General features: G+C 49.9%; 16 protein-coding genes and 1 pseudogene. 6 read left to right on the top strand and 11 right to left on the bottom strand.

Annotated elements, in window-relative coordinates:
- Positions 1 to 41: 41 nt before the first annotated feature.
- Genes citG through citC form a run of 6 tightly spaced genes read right to left on the bottom strand, consistent with a single transcriptional unit; the run spans position 42 to position 5,267 of the window.
- Complete coding sequence (gene citG / locus A7589_RS01955; RefSeq protein WP_000062486.1) at positions 42 to 920, bottom strand: triphosphoribosyl-dephospho-CoA synthase CitG; 879 nt, start codon at positions 918 to 920, stop codon at positions 42 to 44.
- Positions 895 to 1,446, bottom strand: coding sequence for a citrate lyase holo-[acyl-carrier protein] synthase (gene citX / locus A7589_RS01950; protein WP_000550396.1), 552 nt, complete (start codon positions 1,444 to 1,446; stop codon positions 895 to 897). Before citX ends, citG begins: the two co-directional genes overlap by 26 nt.
- A gap of 3 nt (positions 1,447 to 1,449) precedes the next feature.
- A complete protein-coding gene (gene citF / locus A7589_RS01945) occupies positions 1,450 to 2,982 on the bottom strand; it encodes a citrate lyase subunit alpha (protein ID WP_000192252.1) in 1,533 nt (510 codons plus the stop codon).
- Between the two features lie 10 nt (positions 2,983 to 2,992).
- Positions 2,993 to 3,901, bottom strand: coding sequence for a citrate (pro-3S)-lyase subunit beta (gene citE, locus A7589_RS01940; RefSeq protein ID WP_000622357.1), 909 nt, complete (start codon positions 3,899 to 3,901; stop codon positions 2,993 to 2,995).
- Entirely contained in the window at positions 3,898 to 4,194 is a 297-nt protein-coding gene (gene citD, locus A7589_RS01935) for a citrate lyase acyl carrier protein (RefSeq protein WP_000700703.1), read from the bottom strand. The genes citE and citD overlap by 4 nt, the downstream gene beginning before the upstream one ends.
- 14 nt (positions 4,195 to 4,208) lie before the next feature.
- Positions 4,209 to 5,267 carry a [citrate (pro-3S)-lyase] ligase gene (citC, locus tag A7589_RS01930; protein WP_000467678.1) on the bottom strand — a complete coding sequence of 353 codons (1,059 nt, stop codon included), beginning with the start codon at positions 5,265 to 5,267 and terminating at the stop codon, positions 4,209 to 4,211.
- A gap of 378 nt (positions 5,268 to 5,645) precedes the next feature.
- Between citC and dpiB the strand changes: the two genes are divergently transcribed.
- The gene (gene dpiB / locus A7589_RS01925) at positions 5,646 to 7,304 is read left to right on the top strand and encodes a sensor histidine kinase DpiB (protein WP_000938913.1); all 1,659 of its coding nucleotides are present in this window, start codon (positions 5,646 to 5,648) and stop codon (positions 7,302 to 7,304) included.
- Positions 7,273 to 7,953, top strand: a complete 681-nt coding sequence (gene dpiA / locus A7589_RS01920) for a two-component response regulator DpiA (protein ID WP_000126492.1) — start codon at positions 7,273 to 7,275, stop codon at positions 7,951 to 7,953. Before dpiB ends, dpiA begins: the two co-directional genes overlap by 32 nt.
- 38 nt (positions 7,954 to 7,991) lie before the next feature.
- Here dpiA and dcuC read toward each other — a convergent pair whose 3' ends face one another.
- Positions 7,992 to 9,377, bottom strand: a complete 1,386-nt coding sequence (gene dcuC, locus A7589_RS01915; protein WP_000955045.1) for an anaerobic C4-dicarboxylate transporter DcuC — start codon at positions 9,375 to 9,377, stop codon at positions 7,992 to 7,994.
- A 676-nt stretch (positions 9,378 to 10,053) separates the two neighbouring features.
- On the opposite strand from dcuC, the pseudogene pagP reads away from it, so the two are divergent.
- Positions 10,054 to 10,386: pseudogene (gene pagP, locus A7589_RS01910) on the top strand (lipid IV(A) palmitoyltransferase PagP); the annotation flags it as partial.
- A gap of 174 nt (positions 10,387 to 10,560) precedes the next feature.
- Entirely contained in the window at positions 10,561 to 10,770 is a 210-nt protein-coding gene (gene cspE, locus A7589_RS01905) for a transcription antiterminator/RNA stability regulator CspE (protein WP_000034825.1), read from the top strand.
- A gap of 53 nt (positions 10,771 to 10,823) precedes the next feature.
- Here the strand turns inward: cspE and crcB are convergent, their stop codons facing one another.
- Entirely contained in the window at positions 10,824 to 11,207 is a 384-nt protein-coding gene (gene crcB, locus A7589_RS01900) for a fluoride efflux transporter CrcB (protein WP_000939738.1), read from the bottom strand.
- Positions 11,208 to 11,299: 92 nt separating this feature from the next.
- Between crcB and A7589_RS01895 the strand changes: the two genes are divergently transcribed.
- Together A7589_RS01895 and tatE are read left to right on the top strand one after the other, a co-directional pair.
- A complete protein-coding gene (locus A7589_RS01895; RefSeq protein ID WP_010351627.1) occupies positions 11,300 to 12,088 on the top strand; it encodes a deaminated glutathione amidase in 789 nt (262 codons plus the stop codon).
- Positions 12,089 to 12,216: 128 nt separating this feature from the next.
- Entirely contained in the window at positions 12,217 to 12,420 is a 204-nt protein-coding gene (gene tatE, locus A7589_RS01890) for a twin-arginine translocase subunit TatE (RefSeq protein ID WP_000503931.1), read from the top strand.
- Positions 12,421 to 12,517: 97 nt separating this feature from the next.
- Here the strand turns inward: tatE and lipA are convergent, their stop codons facing one another.
- The 3 genes from lipA to ybeD form a co-directional block, all read right to left on the bottom strand.
- Entirely contained in the window at positions 12,518 to 13,483 is a 966-nt protein-coding gene (lipA, locus tag A7589_RS01885; protein WP_000042625.1) for a lipoyl synthase, read from the bottom strand.
- A gap of 411 nt (positions 13,484 to 13,894) precedes the next feature.
- Positions 13,895 to 14,536, bottom strand: a complete 642-nt coding sequence (gene lipB / locus A7589_RS01875; RefSeq protein WP_000284038.1) for a lipoyl(octanoyl) transferase LipB — start codon at positions 14,534 to 14,536, stop codon at positions 13,895 to 13,897.
- 101 nt (positions 14,537 to 14,637) lie between these two features.
- On the bottom strand, positions 14,638 to 14,901 hold the full coding sequence (gene ybeD / locus A7589_RS01870; protein WP_000850550.1) for a DUF493 family protein YbeD: 264 nt from the start codon (positions 14,899 to 14,901) through the stop codon (positions 14,638 to 14,640).
- Between the last annotated feature and the right edge of the window lie 51 nt (positions 14,902 to 14,952).

Genomic DNA, 14,952 nt, shown 5'->3' with positions numbered 1-14,952 from the left:
CCGAAAATTAATATTTCCAAATTTATCAAGTGCTTAAATTTTTAAATCTGTGCTAAAAACCAGGTAAGAATCAGCAGGTCGGCGCTGCCGCCTGGACTGAGATTTCGTTCGATACACTCCCTGTCGAACTGCCGGAGATAATCGAGATCGGCGGGGGTTCGGATGCCCCCTTTTTGCAATAATGTTTGCGCCTCGCGCTGTAGCCAGCGCAGGCCCCCTTCGCCACCGCGCGATGCGACGTTGGTATCGCCGTTAATCGCCATCAGTAGGAGCAAGGTATCGAGCAATGCCAGTTCAGGATCCAGCCCCTGATCCAGCAGAGTGAGGTAATGCGGGAGGGCGCGGTTGATAACCAGCGGGTAGCCCGCTTCGGCTTCACCGCGCGCACCGGTAAGACCAAGTTGCTGATATAACCGTTGGCCTGCCGTTAGTTGTGGATTATTGGTGCGCAGTTCGCGATCGGTCAGACCACGGCAGAAGCTGGCCGCCGTCGCACAAACGGTTTTGGGCGTTACCGGCTGGTTGAGCTGAAGCAAACGACCAATTGCCGCACACATCAGCCCTAAAGAAAAAATACTGCCTTTATGGGTGTTTACACCTGCGGTAGCGCGGAACATATCGCCTTCGCAGGCCATACCAATTGGGCGTAATCCGCTGAGTACCGATTCTGGTGCCATTTCTGCACTACAGGCACCAAATTCAATGAAACGTGGTAACCAGCCCTGAATCGCCAGCGCGCTACGGTGGAAATCTTCCAGCGACATATCTTTGTGCGCACCGCAGTTAATGCGATCCACGAGACCGGGTTTCGGTGACAGATTGACTTCAGTCAGCATGGCGCGCCAGCCCAGAAGGGCATAGTCATTGATTAATGACGTCGCAAGCTTTGTGGTTTTAGTTGACGTTGCAGGCATCGACATCGTTTAGCAGCGCCTCCATACGGTTGAGTAAATCGGTCAGTTGATGCGTTTTTCCACGCGCACAAACGGCTGCACTTTGCTCGCACAACAGGCAGCGGCGAGGCGGCAGCGAATAATCGCGGCGGGAGAGAATTTCGCCTTCGGGCGTCAGGACATCGATATCCCACAAACGCCCGAGAGCATGACTATGCTCAAGCTCAATGGTTGCGAGCTTGAGGTCGCGAGCCGGTGCGGCAATGCTCAACATGCCCTCCGGCCCGCTGGCGGAAACCAGTACAGCCTGCTCCTGAATTTGCCAGCCCTGTTTTGCGGCTAAAGCACGCAGGGCAGTCACGCCATGATTAAAAATCCGGCGTGTGACCTCGCTGTCTTTAACCGGCCCAGGCGCAACCACGGTAAAGGAGACCAGTGGAACAGGATGTCGCTTGAGCCAGGCGTGTTGCCGTGCTTGCCTTTCATCCCGGCTTATGAGCAACTCGGGAATCGAAACCGCATGGTGGCTGGCGAGTTCAGGGAGCAGGTGCATGGCTTATTCCTTCACCTGATGTACAACATCAATCACCGAGCCATCGCGGTAACGCACGACGGCAACGACGCGGTCGGTGAATTCAATCGGCTGTGGTTCACCGGTCAGCAGACGCGCGCGTTCGCGCAGCCACTCAATGGAGACCACTTTAATGCCCGCTTCCTGCAGACGCTCTGCCAGTTCCGGGCGTGCCGGGTTAACGGCGATACCGTGGTCGGTAACCAGGATATCGACGCTGGAGCCAGGGGTGATGCAGGTCAGCACGTTATCCACCAGGGTCGGAATACGACCGCGCACCAGCGGTGCGACGATGATGGAAAGGGCGGATGCAATCGCAGTATCGCAGTGACCGCCGGAAGCGCCACGCAGTACGCCGTCAGAGCCGGTCAGCACGTTGACGTTGAACTGGGTATCAATTTCCAGCGCGCTCAGTACCACCACGTCGAGACGATCAACCGATGCGCCTTTCGAACCCCAGTTGGCGTACTGGTTGGCGCTGATTTCGATGTGATTCGGGTTACGAGCCAGCGATTGCGCAGCGTGGCTGTCAAAGCTCTGCACATCCAGCAGTTTGCGGATCAGCCCTTTTTCATGCAGATCAACCATCGTTGCGGTAATACCGCCGAGGGCGAAGTCGGCGCGAATATCGCGGCTACGCATTTTGTCTTCCAGGAAACGGGTGACTGCCAGCGAAGCGCCGCCGGTGCCGGTCTGCATGGAAAAACCTTCTTTGAAGTAGCCGGAGTTGACAATCACATCCGCTGCGCTGCGGGCAATCAGCAGTTCGCGCGGGTTAGTGGTCATACGGGTCGCGCCTGCGCCGATTTTTGCGGCATCACCAACGCGATCGACTTTGACGATCAGATCGACCTGATCCTGTTCAATACTGGCCGGGTTATGCGGATAAGGCAGCAGTTCTTCGGTGAGCATCACGACTTGTTTTGCGTTGTCGGCATCGACCATCGCATAGCCGAGAGAACCGCAGCAGGCTTTACCGGTGTAGCCGTTGGCATTACCAAATTCGTCGCAGGACGGGACGCCGAGGAAAGCCACGTCGATATTCAGTTCACCGCTCTGTACCAGATGTACACGACCGCCGTGAGAGTGGATTTGTACCGGTTCAGCCAGCAGACCACGGGAAATTTCTTCCGCCAGTGGGCCGCGCAGACCAGAGGTATAAATGCGGGTTACTACGCCCTGACGAATATGTTCTACCAGCGGCGCATGGCAGTCGCTCAAAGAGCTGGACGCCAGTGTCAGGTTTTTAAAGCCCATCTTCGCGATGACGTCCATCACCATATTGACGGTCAGGTCACCGCCACGGAAAGCGTGGTGGAAGGAGACGGTCATGCCGTCCTTTAAACCAGAACGACGAATAGCGTCTTCCAGGTTGGCGCACAGTTTGCGATCGCGCGCTTTTTCAGCCTGGTAGGTTTGCTTTGGCGAGTTCTGGAAAGCGGCAAGATCGCATTCAGCGCGACGATTCCAGGTCGCTACCCGTTCTTGTCGTTGAGATTGTTCAATTTTCTGCGTCATTTTGATTGCCTTATTCTTCGCGGATGCCGGAAAGTTCTGCGCGGGAGAGCACCAGACGGGCACGATCGATAACCGGACCGTCAACCATCTTGCCGTTCAGGGAAACCACGCCGAGGCCTTCGCGAGCGGCAGCTTCAGCGGCTTCTACGACGCGGCGTGCGTGATCCACTTCTTTCTGGGTTGGTGCGTAGAGGTTGTGCAGCAGATCAATCTGACGCGGGTTGATCAGCGATTTGCCATCAAAGCCCAGCTGTTTGATATGTGCAGCTTCTTGCAGGAATCCGGCTTCATTGTTAGCGTCGGAATAGACCGTATCGAACGCCTGGATACCGGCAGAGCGCGCGGCCTGCAAAATGGAGCAGCGAGCGAACAGCAGTTCCGTACCTTCCGGTGAGCGTTCTGTACGCAGGTTGCGCACGTAGTCTTCCGCACCCAGCGCGATACCGATTAAACGTTCAGATGCGTGAGCGATTTCTACCGCACGGGTAATACCCAGCGGAGATTCAATCGCTGCCAGCAAACCGGTGCTGCCAGGTTCACGTCCACAGGCTTTTTCAATACGCAGGATCTCTTTTTCGATATCCAGCACATCCTGAGCGGTGTCAGTTTTCGGCAGACGCACAACGTCTGCGCCACCACGAACGACGGCTTCCAGGTCGTTAACGCCCCATTCGGAATCCAGTGCGTTTACACGCACAATGGTTTCAATGTCGCGATACAGAGGATGTTGCAGTGCGTGGTAAACCATGCGGCGAGCGGTGTCTTTTTCACGCAGCGCCACGGAGTCTTCGAGGTCAAACATCAGGGCATCTGCCGGGTAGATGAAAGAGTTGCTGACCATCGCGGCATTAGCGCCAGGCACAAACAACATGCTGCGGCGGGTGCGGGTTTTACGTTGTTGCAGCGAAGCGGAAATCATTGGCAATCCTCCCATGGCAGAGCCGGGATACCGCTGGCGCGCGCCAGCAGGGCTTCCAGTCGTGCACGTAAAATGCAGTCCAGTGCGCCTTTGTCATCGACATTCAGCTGTACGCCGCGCACGTTATAGCGGGCGAGAACGTCCAGAATGGTGGTGCGAATCGCATCGCCAAACTGTTTCTCAACGCTGCTGTTGATTTGCAGGTCGATATCCTGCGTATCGAGCGGGGCGATGCGTATCATCACATCCCCAGACTCAAGGGTGCCTGCAACGGCGGGCTGGTTTATTTTCATTTTTCACCTGTTTCTCATGCGGGGGTCTTTTGACGAGCTGCCGCGTCCTGGCGGGAGTGTTCAAGCAGATTCTGCAAGTAATGCAGCGTGGCTGCCGGAACCAGCGGCGCGATAGCCGTGAGATCGTTTTTCACCAGCAGTTTGCGTACCCGGGAAGCGGATATCGGCATCTCCTGGTAACGCAACCGCTCAATTTCAACCAGTTCAATGGGCGGTGCGGAGATAGTCGGTGTTTCCAGCCAGTAGCGCATATCCTGGTTGTACTGGGCGGTCACGCGGCAATAAGGTTCAGTACCAACAAAGCGATGGGTAACGCCCAGTGCGGGAGCGAGGTACTGACGGAAAATCTTCAGATCAATTTCGGTGTAACAATGGTTAATGACGCTCTGTTCTTTAATGAAGTAGCAGGGGAACGTGGCGCGGGAGATGATGTATTCGGAGCCGCGATGCACGGTCAGGCGCGGAATATCGGCGGTGCCTTTCAACACCAGATCCAGCCGGTCTTCATAGGGAAAGCGCGAAGAATCTTCTTTGACTAAAAACAGATGCAGCCAGTCACACTGTGCCGCTGCCTGTTGAATCAGATAACGGTGACCGTTAGTAAAGGGATTGGCGTTCATCACAATGCAGCCAATTTTGTTCCCTTCATGACGAAATTTTTTTAGTGACTCGGCATAGCGTTTCAGACGTGTGGCACTGTTTTCCATCAACACCATCACGCCAGGTACGCTGGTCAGCGTGTAAAAACCGCACTGGCGGAACAGCGCCTCGTATTCGGTTTTGGTATAAATAAACAGATGCGTGCTGTGTCGTTCATAGGCGAGGTTTATCAGTTCGGTGGCTAATGTCAGCGCCAGTCCTTCACCGCGAACAGATTCGCTGATAGCGACGCACTTAATAATATTTCCGGCGATTCCACCGCAAGCGATAAGCTTTTCATTGCGAGTTACGGTAATAAATACTTCGACTGTTGTGTCAACGCTCAAATCATTGTCATGCAGGAATTGGGCAATTTCTGCCATTTTTTTATTTTCTGAACGTTTTACCCGGGTGAAAATATCATTGCCGAACATAATAAGTCATATCCTGAAGGTATGTGTTGTTATCAATTTGCAATGAATGTTATTCAGTGTTGCAAACTGATAACCTTTTATTTTCAGTTGGGAGAAAGGGCAGCGAGCGAGGTATATCTGTTTCTCCTTTTGCCATACATCCTAAGGAGTATTGCGGCGTGAAATTTTGATTTATTTCACATAGAGTTAGTGGTTTTTTATTTATTTAATGGTTTTAAGTTTTTTAATTAATGTAATTGCGGATTAGTGCGTGGTTTTAAGTTATTTAATTGATTTAATGAATGAATTTTGCCACGATTATATTTGATTTTTATATATCGAGATTCAACATTTTAATTACATTCACCAAAGAACAGGGTTTACCCCGCAAGGAAAACAATGTTGCAGTTTAATGAGAATAAACAGTTTGCTTTTTTCGAACGACTGGCATTTCCGTTGCGTATCTTCCTGCTGATTCTGGTGTTCTCAATATTTGTCATCGCAGCACTGGCGCAATATTTTACGGCCAGTTTCGAGGACTATTTAACGCTTCATGTGCGCGATATGGCAATGAATCAGGCGAAAATTATTGCCTCCAATGACAGCATCATCACGGCAGTTAAAACGCGTAATTACAAACGGCTGGCGACCATCGCCAATAAATTGCAAAGAGATACTGATTTCGACTACGTGGTGATAGGTGACCGCAACTCGATCCGTCTTTACCATCCTAATCCCGAGAAAATTGGTTATCCCATGCAGTTCACCAAACCCGGCGCGCTGGAGAAAGGGGAGAGCTACTTCATCACCGGGAAAGGGTCAATTGGTATGGCGATGCGAGCCAAAACACCAATCTTTGATGATGATGGCAAAGTCATCGGCGTGGTGTCGGTGGGTTACCTTGTCAGTAAAATCGATAGCTGGCGCGCCGAATTTTTATTACCAATGGCCGGCGTATTTGTCGTGCTGCTGGGTATTCTGATGCTGTTGTCGTGGTTCTTAGCCGCACATATCCGCCGCCAGATGATGGGGATGGAACCGAAGCAAATTGCGCGCGTTGTTCGTCAGCAGGAGGCGCTGTTTAGTTCGGTTTATGAAGGGCTGATTGCAGTAGACCCGCACGGTGACATAACCGCCATCAACCGTAACGCAAGAAAAATGCTGGGGCTGAGTTCCCCGGGGCGGCAGTGGCTGGGCAGACCCATTGCAGAAGTGGTCAGACCCGCCGATTTCTTCACCGAGCAGATTGATGAAAAACGCCAGGATGTGGTGACAAATTTTAACGGCCTGAGCGTCATTGCTAATCGGGAGGCTATTCGTTCTGGTGATGATTTGCTGGGGGCAATTATCAGCTTTCGTAGTAAAGACGAAATTTCCACCCTTAACGCACAACTGACGCAAATTAAACAATACGTTGAAAGCCTGCGCACATTGCGTCATGAACATCTCAATTGGATGTCTACGCTCAATGGTCTGTTGCAGATGAAAGAGTATGATCGCGTGCTGGCGATGGTTCAGGGGGAGTCTCAGGCTCAGCAACAGCTTATTGACAGCCTGCGCGAAGCCTTTGCCGATCGCCAGGTGGCGGGGCTGTTGTTTGGTAAAGTACAGCGCGCCCGCGAACTGGGGCTAAAAATGACAATCGTCCCCGGTAGCCAGCTTTCTCAACTGCCGCCAGGGCTGGACAGCACTGAGTTTGCGGCGATTGTGGGCAACTTACTCGATAACGCCTTCGAAGCCAGTTTGCGCAGCGATGAAGGGAATAAGATCGTCGAATTATATTTGAGTGATGAAGGCGATGATGTGGTGATTGAAGTCGCCGATCAGGGTTGCGGCGTCCCAGAGGCTCTGCGCGACAAAATATTTGAGCAGGGCGTCAGTACGCGTGCTGATGAACCCGGTGAGCATGGCATTGGGTTGTATCTTATTGCCAGCTATGTAACGCGCTGCGGTGGAGTTATCACTCTTGAAGAGAATGACCCCTGCGGTACTTTATTTTCAATCTATATTCCGAAAGTGAAACCTAATGACAGCTCCATTAACTCTATTGATCGTTGAGGACGAAACGCCGCTGGCAGAGATGCATGCGGAATATATTCGTCACATTCCCGGATTCAGTCAGATATTGCTGGCGGGAAACCTGGCGCAGGCCCGAATGATGATCGAGCGTTTTAAGCCGGGGCTTATCTTGCTGGATAACTATCTCCCTGACGGTAGAGGGATTAATTTACTGCATGAACTGGTGCAGGCGCATTATCCTGGTGACGTGGTGTTTACTACTGCTGCCAGCGATATGGAAACGGTGTCTGAAGCAGTACGCTGTGGTGTGTTTGATTATCTGATAAAACCAATTGCTTATGAGCGTCTGGGACAGACGTTGACCCGTTTTCGCCAGCGTAAACATATGCTGGAAAGCATTGATAGTGCCAGTCAGAAGCAAATTGATGAGATGTTTAACGCTTATGCGCGTGGCGAACCGAAGGACGATCTTCCGACTGGTATTGATGCGTTGACACTTAACGCAGTGCGGAAACTTTTCAAAGAGCCAGGTGTGCAACATACGGCGGAGACGGTAGCGCAGGCATTGACCATCAGTCGCACTACCGCCAGACGTTATCTTGAATATTGCGCCAGCCGCCATCTTATTATTGCTGAAATTGTTCACGGCAAAGTTGGCAGGCCGCAGCGCATTTACCACAGTGGCTGAAGAGAGTGCCGGAGGAAGCACGCCTCCGGCAAGGAGAATTACTTACCTGTAACTGCGGCGGCTGTACCGGGTACAATCAACTCTGTAGCCACGATGACAATCACCAGCCCAACAAGCACCGGTACCGAGGTGCGTTTAACCACTTCAAAAGGCGAAATTTTTGCCATCCCGGCAACCGCAACCACCACGCCAGAGACAGGCGAAATCGTGCGACCCAGGTTTGACGCCTGTAGCATTGGAATAGTCAGGTATGCCGGGTTAATACCAGAAGAGTGCGCCAGTTTCGGGATCATCTCAACGAATGCATAGAATGGCGCATTGCCGGAACCCGTAGTCACCGCCGCCAGCATCGTCAGGATAACCAGCACCAGCATGAGGATAATGCTCGCTGAACCAAACGAGGTAGCGATTGAGATCAGGCTTTGGATAAAGCCAATGGTGCTAAGACCCTGAGCAAAAACCCCTGCCGCAACTAATAGCATTACCACGTTAGCGAAGGCATCAGCCATGCCGCGATAAGCCACTTCGAGGCCAGAAAAGACTTTTTGAGTATTAAAGCTGCGAATAAATTCCAGAACGGAGGCAATCAGCATACATATCACCAGAATGGTGATGATATGTAATTGCGGACCCCATTTGCCGTCAAAAAATAGCACGCCAATGATCGGTGTGAACGGCAGAATGGCGTAAAACGCGGGAGCGGTGGTAGTGATTTCGCTGACATCTAACATTTCATGAGAGATGTGCTCTTTTTTATCCAGATAACGCTGCCAGAAAAAATGGGCAATCGCCATGCCGATAATTGCGGCAATTGAGATAGGCAGCGTCGTTTTGAAGGCGAAGTCAATTAACGGCATTTCGGAAGCCTGCGCCGCCAGCACCACATCCCCCGAAGTTGGTGCGAGAATAATCGCCGCCGGTGAGGCGCAAATGGCAGCTGCCGCGCCGCGACTAATACCCACGTTCACCATGACCGGGAACAACGTTGCCATCAGTAAAACGCCCAGGCCCGTTGCGGAGGAAACTGCCAGTGACATCAGGCAGGCGACAAAATAGGCGGCAATCATCAGCAGGTAAGGGGAATTTATGTACTGCAGTGGTTTTGACGCCAGCTTGACGACCATATCATTTGCGCCGATATGGGTCATATAAGCGGCAAAACCACACAGCATCATAATCATCATGCCAAGATCGCCACCGCGACTCATCAGCAATATTTTAATGTATTCAACGATATCCGTGGCACTGTAGCCCGTTGAAGTCTGGCTGGCAGGTAAAACTTTGTGCCCCATAATGGCACTGATAATCAGCAATAACAGACCACCAGCAAATAATACCCCGGTGGCGGAATACCCTTTAATGATGTAGCGAGCTACACCCACAATAACCATAACTCCAATAAGGAGCTCAATGAATGTCAGCATAATTTTTCCTGTTCCAGACTTCAAGATAAATAATAACAAATTCCTAAGACTAAAGAGAAAATATGCCGAATAAATGGGGGGCGAATGCTGATTAAAATCAAGAAAAGCTACCATTAAGACATTGGTGTTTTTGTTTTTTATACCTGAATAACAAAATGCATTTTTATGACCGGTATTTATTAATATGATTATGTGTACTAATTGATAAGTAATTGATGCGGTTTTGTTAATTGTTTTGATGGAGGATTGTTTTTTACGTAGAAAATGATTTTCTTTATATGCGTGCTGGTAGTGTAATGGATATTGGCTTGCTGGGTTATTATTGCATGTGATTAAAAAATAAGATTTTTTGTTGTCAGTTTCGAAACGTGTCGGGACGAAATTTTTTTGATTAAGCGGCTATATGAAAGAAAAATACCGATTAAGTCTCCGGAATAATTTGATGATATTTTCTTGTATAACGCTATTAAATATTGATTTTGTTCTTTAGGTTGGAGTAATTAAGGTTTGTTTATTTTAGTTTAGCTATGCTGATAGTGGATTTTTGATAAGTATTTCATGGTCACTAATGGGCGCAAGTAAATTTATTGCCGTAATTCCTCTTGTTTTTATTGCGCTAATCCGTGTTGACTAAGTTTCTGCTGGCACGGAGCTATGGATTATCACATTTAGATAGAGTCTCGGTAAAACCTGGCAGCAGCCAGAACATTATGAATTGTATATTCCCGCCATCACCTGGCATTCACTTTTCGCTTATGACAAAGAAAAAAACGATCGCTATAGCGAAAAATCGTGGGGCTGCGGTTTGGCTCAGTTGCGTTGAGATGAGAAAGGTAACGGGTACGGATTGTACGTAACGGCGCGTGCTAATGGGAACGACATACCTGTCCCGGTGTTACTGCCATTGGTTTCTGTAGGCTATGGGCTGGCTACTTTTCAGATGACCTGTATTCCTGGCACCTGCGACAATGGCAATGTTTACTTTGCCTGGATGCGGTTTCAGTTTTAGACAAGTTATGTTTTTGCAAAACCCTTAAAAATCATAGTGTAAGGTAAGTATCACCAAAAATAACGCGACTTTTATCACTTTTTAGCAAAGTTGCACTGGACAAAGCGTACCACAATTGGTGTACTGGTAACCGACACAGCATTTGTGTCTATTTTTCATGTAAAGGTAATTTTGATGTCTAAGATTAAAGGTAACGTTAAGTGGTTTAATGAGTCCAAAGGATTCGGTTTCATTACTCCGGAAGACGGCAGCAAAGATGTGTTCGTACACTTCTCTGCAATCCAGACTAATGGTTTTAAAACTCTTGCTGAAGGTCAGCGCGTAGAGTTCGAAATCACTAACGGTGCCAAAGGCCCTTCTGCTGCAAACGTAATCGCTCTGTAAGATACGCCAGCAAGAATTCAAAACCCGCTTAATCAGCGGGTTTTTTTTGGTCTTTAGTGTGCAGTTGATGCTGAAAACAACCAGAAAGCCAGTGCTGTCATGGCAAAAGAACCTAACAGGTTTACGAAGACGTTCAGTAATGCCCAGCCAAAACGCCCTTCCTGCAATAAAAACACCACTTCTGCTGAAAATGTTGAGAAGGTTGTCAACCCGCCACAAAACCCAGTGGTGATTAACACTTTCCACACTGGATCAATGTTCGTCATCCGACTGAACCAGGCAAATCCCATACCTATGATGAATGCGCCGATCAGGTTTGCTGCCAGTGTTCCCAAAGGAATCGCCTGATGCAGCGGGTTAAATCGCATACTTAACAGCCATCTCGCCACGCTTCCCGTACCACCGCCAATAAAAACTGCTAAAAGGAGTTGTAACACTGCAAAATCCTGCTATTTGATTTGTATGAGTGATAAGTGTAACGCCGAATAATCGTCGTTGGCGAATTTTACGACTCTGACAGGAGGTGGTAATGCTGGTTGCCGCAGGACAGTTTGCTGTTACATCCGTGTGGGAAAAGAACGCTGAAATTTGCGCCTCGTTGATGGCGCAGGCGGCGGAAAACGACGTCTCGTTGTTTGTCCTGCCGGAAGCCTTGCTGGCACGAGACGATCATGATCCGGATCTATCTGTTAAATCAGCGCAGCTGCTGGAAGGCCAATTTATCGGGCGTTTATTGCGGGAAAGTAAACGTAACATGATGACGACAATTCTGACGATTCATGTTCCCTCTGCGCCGGGGCGCGCATGGAATATGCTGGTGGCTCTTCAGGCGGGAAAAATTGTCGCTCGTTATGCCAAATTGCATCTTTATGATGCGTTCTCCATTCAGGAGTCGCGTCATGTTGATGCGGGTAATGAAATAGCCCCGTTACTGGAGGTCGAAGGCATGAAAGTTGGGCTGATGACCTGCTATGACTTACGCTTTCCGGAGCTGGCGTTGGCACAGGCCATACAGGGAGCAGAAATCCTGGTCCTTCCGGCAGCCTGGGTTCGCGGACCGCTCAAAGAACATCACTGGTCAACGTTGCTTGCCGCTCGTGCTCTGGATACCACCTGTTATATGGTGGCGGCAGGGGAGTGCGGGAACAAAAATATCGGGCAAAGCCGGATTATAGATCCCTTTGGCGTCACCATTGCGGCGGCGGCAGAAATGCCGGCCTTAATCATGGCGGAAGTGACACCTGAACGCGTGCGTCAGGTACGTGCACAACTCCCCGTCTTAAACAACCGACGGTTTGCGCCACCGCAATTATTATGATGTTTTTTTATTCGGCGCTTGATTCACCTTGTTACAGATTGCTATTGTGTGCGCGCGTCGAATGACCGTTAATATTCTCTGGTTTTTAAGGCGCGTTCTGTTGCCGGTTTTATGTCAAGAAGGTATCTATGGGTGAGATTAGTATTACCAAACTGCTGGTCGTTGCGGCACTGGTCGTTCTGCTGTTTGGGACTAAGAAGTTACGTACGCTGGGCGGAGACCTTGGAGCGGCTATCAAAGGATTCAAGAAAGCGATGAATGATGACGATGCTGCGGCGAAGAAAGGCGCAGACGTTGATCTTCAGGCTGAAAAGCTCTCTCATAAAGAGTGACGTGGCGAGCAGGACGCTCCCTCAGTATCTTGTTCGAAAAAAAACCCGCTTCAGATAGCGGGTTTTTATCAGACAGATGTAAGTAATTATTACAGGATTACTTAACTTCCATCCCTTTCGCCTGCAAATCGGCGTGGTAGGAAGAACGGACAAACGGGCCACATGCAGCATGGGTAAAGCCCATCGCCAGTGCCTCGGCTTTCATTTCGTCGAACTCATCCGGGCTAACGTAACGTTGAACCGGCAGGTGATGGCGGCTTGGCTGCAAATATTGCCCCAGCGTTAACATGGTCACACCATGACGACGCAGATCGCGCATCACTTCAATAATTTCTTCATTGGTTTCGCCCAGACCCACCATTAAACCAGATTTGGTCGGGATTTCCGGATGAGCTTCTTTAAAGCGTTCTAATAGTTTCAGCGACCAGTTGTAATCCGCCCCCGGACGTACCTGACGGTAAATACGCGGCACGTTTTCCAGGTTGTGGTTGAACACGTCTGGCGGCGTGGCGGTCAAAATATCCAGCGCGCGATCCATACGGCCACGGAAATCCGGCACCAGAGTTTCAATTTTGATTTCCGGGCTTTTTTCCCGAATGGCTGTAATGCAATCCGCAAAGTGCTGGGCACCGCCATCGCGCAGGTCGTCACGGTCAACGGAGGTGATAACCACATAACGCAGTGCCATATCGGCAATGGTCTGCGCCAGTTTCACCGGCTCATTGGCATCCGGAGCTACCGGGCGACCGTGGGCAACGTCACAGAACGGACAACGGCGGGTACAAATAGCGCCGAGGATCATAAACGTTGCTGTACCGTGGTTGAAGCATTCTGCCAGGTTAGGGCAGGAGGCTTCCTCGCAGACAGAATGCAGGCCATTTTTGCGCATTGCGGCTTTGATGCCCTGGATACGTGTAGAGTCTGCAGGAAGCTTGATTTTCATCCATTCCGGCTTGCGCAGCAGGGCTTCGCGCTCTGTTGCCACGTTTTTAACCGGGATAAGGGCCATCTTATCGGCATCGCGGTATTTAACACCGCGTTCCATCACAATGGGTTTACTCATAGCGTGCGTGTTCCAGTTGCGAATTACGAAGGAAAGCGTTCAACTCAATAGATTGTTGTAATTATCAACTATTTTTGAATTAACGACTGGCAGTATATCATTGAAACGGTCCAGAAAGCAGCCAAAGCGGTCGCGAAAATGTAAAATTGTTGTTGGTTTGTGCCATTTTGTCGTTTATCTCTGTGATCTGGCTGTAACAATAATTTTTTCAAATGGCGTTATCGGTAACATCAATCATTCATGAAGTCTGGGGCACGCCGGATGAATTTGTTGTAATAGGCAGCACAATCCATTTGCTCCTCATTTAATGCTGAAAAGGGCTATCTCTCCAGAGGCCAGCAACGGTTAAAGAGGACATAAATGTGGGCATGAGTAATGACCCAGTGCAAGTTGGGTCATTTATGAGCGTCGTTAAGCAGGTATATATTCTACGGCAGGATTATTTAGCAGTGCTAAAATATTTCTCAGCAACCGTGGTGCAACATTATCGGTTGTCGCATCAGGTCTCCATTGCGATATTTTAGCCATTTCCATTCCCGCATAACCACAAGGGTTAATGCGTAAAAATGGCGAAAGATCCATATTGACGTTTAATGCCAGGCCGTGGAATGAACAACCGCGACGAATACGTAAGCCGAGCGAGCAAATTTTCTTTTCCCCGACATAGACACCCGGAGCATCGGCACGAGGATGTGCATCAATATCCAGTTCAGCCAGGGTATTCACTACCGTTTGTTCGAGTAAGGTCACCAGCTCACGCACACCTAGTTTGCGGCGTTTAAGATTAAACAGAACGTACATTACCTGCTGACCTGGGCCGTGATAAGTCACCTGACCGCCACGGTCGCTCTGGATCACCGGAATATCGCCCGGCATTAAGATATGTTCCGCTTTTCCTGCTTGTCCCTGAGTGAATACCGGATAGTGCTCGACCAGCCAGATCTCATCAAGAGTATTTTCATCGCGGGTATCGGTGAATTCATGCATAGCCTGGGAGATTGGCTCGTAAGGCTGAAGACCGAGCTGGCGGACAAGAATTTTATCCTGATACAAAACGGCATCTCCGTGGAGAATGAGTAAAAGTGGAGAAAAAGTATATCACAGAGGAGGGAGGGGAGTTACCCGACCAGGAGGCCGGGTAATGGTAAAGCGAGTTACAGAACCATGCGGACAATATCGATTTTGCCCAGTTCTTCATACAGTGTTTCAACCTGCTCGATATGAGTGGCGTTGATAGTGATAGATACCGAGTGGTAGTTGCCTTTGCTGCTTGGTTTTACCGTTGGGGTGTAGTCACCTGGCGCATGGCGCTGTACCACTTCAACCACCTGATCAACCAGCTCAGGTAACGCCTGCCCCATTACTTTGTAGGTAAAAGGAGTAGGGAATTCAAGCAGTTCGTTAAGTTTGGTTTTCATGTCAGCTCCGGCGTAACGTAATTAAATAGCAACTCCCGCCAGAGGGCGGGA

Source organism: Escherichia sp. MOD1-EC6475 (assembly GCF_003046645.1).
GTDB classification, from domain to species: Bacteria; Pseudomonadota; Gammaproteobacteria; order Enterobacterales; family Enterobacteriaceae; genus Escherichia; species Escherichia ruysiae.
Note: the sequence above shows the minus strand (reverse complement) of the source record. Positions and strands in the feature narration are given on the sequence as shown.

Bases quoted from the DNA above. Each gene is read 5' to 3' on its own strand.
- citG (WP_000062486.1), bottom strand. From the start codon at position 920: ATGTCGATGCCTGCAACGTCAACTAAAACCACAAAGCTTGCGACGTCA.
- citX (WP_000550396.1), bottom strand. From the start codon at position 1,446: ATGCACCTGCTCCCTGAACTCGCCAGCCACCATGCGGTTTCGATTCCC.
- citF (WP_000192252.1), bottom strand. From the start codon at position 2,982: ATGACGCAGAAAATTGAACAATCTCAACGACAAGAACGGGTAGCGACC.
- citE (WP_000622357.1), bottom strand. From the start codon at position 3,901: ATGATTTCCGCTTCGCTGCAACAACGTAAAACCCGCACCCGCCGCAGC.
- citD (WP_000700703.1), bottom strand. From the start codon at position 4,194: ATGAAAATAAACCAGCCCGCCGTTGCAGGCACCCTTGAGTCTGGGGAT.
- citC (WP_000467678.1), bottom strand. From the start codon at position 5,267: ATGTTCGGCAATGATATTTTCACCCGGGTAAAACGTTCAGAAAATAAA.
- dpiB (WP_000938913.1), top strand. From the start codon at position 5,646: ATGTTGCAGTTTAATGAGAATAAACAGTTTGCTTTTTTCGAACGACTG.
- dpiA (WP_000126492.1), top strand. From the start codon at position 7,273: ATGACAGCTCCATTAACTCTATTGATCGTTGAGGACGAAACGCCGCTG.
- dcuC (WP_000955045.1), bottom strand. From the start codon at position 9,377: ATGCTGACATTCATTGAGCTCCTTATTGGAGTTATGGTTATTGTGGGT.
- cspE (WP_000034825.1), top strand. From the start codon at position 10,561: ATGTCTAAGATTAAAGGTAACGTTAAGTGGTTTAATGAGTCCAAAGGA.
- A7589_RS01895 (WP_010351627.1), top strand. From the start codon at position 11,300: ATGCTGGTTGCCGCAGGACAGTTTGCTGTTACATCCGTGTGGGAAAAG.
- tatE (WP_000503931.1), top strand. From the start codon at position 12,217: ATGGGTGAGATTAGTATTACCAAACTGCTGGTCGTTGCGGCACTGGTC.
- lipA (WP_000042625.1), bottom strand. From the start codon at position 13,483: ATGAGTAAACCCATTGTGATGGAACGCGGTGTTAAATACCGCGATGCC.
- ybeD (WP_000850550.1), bottom strand. From the start codon at position 14,901: ATGAAAACCAAACTTAACGAACTGCTTGAATTCCCTACTCCTTTTACC.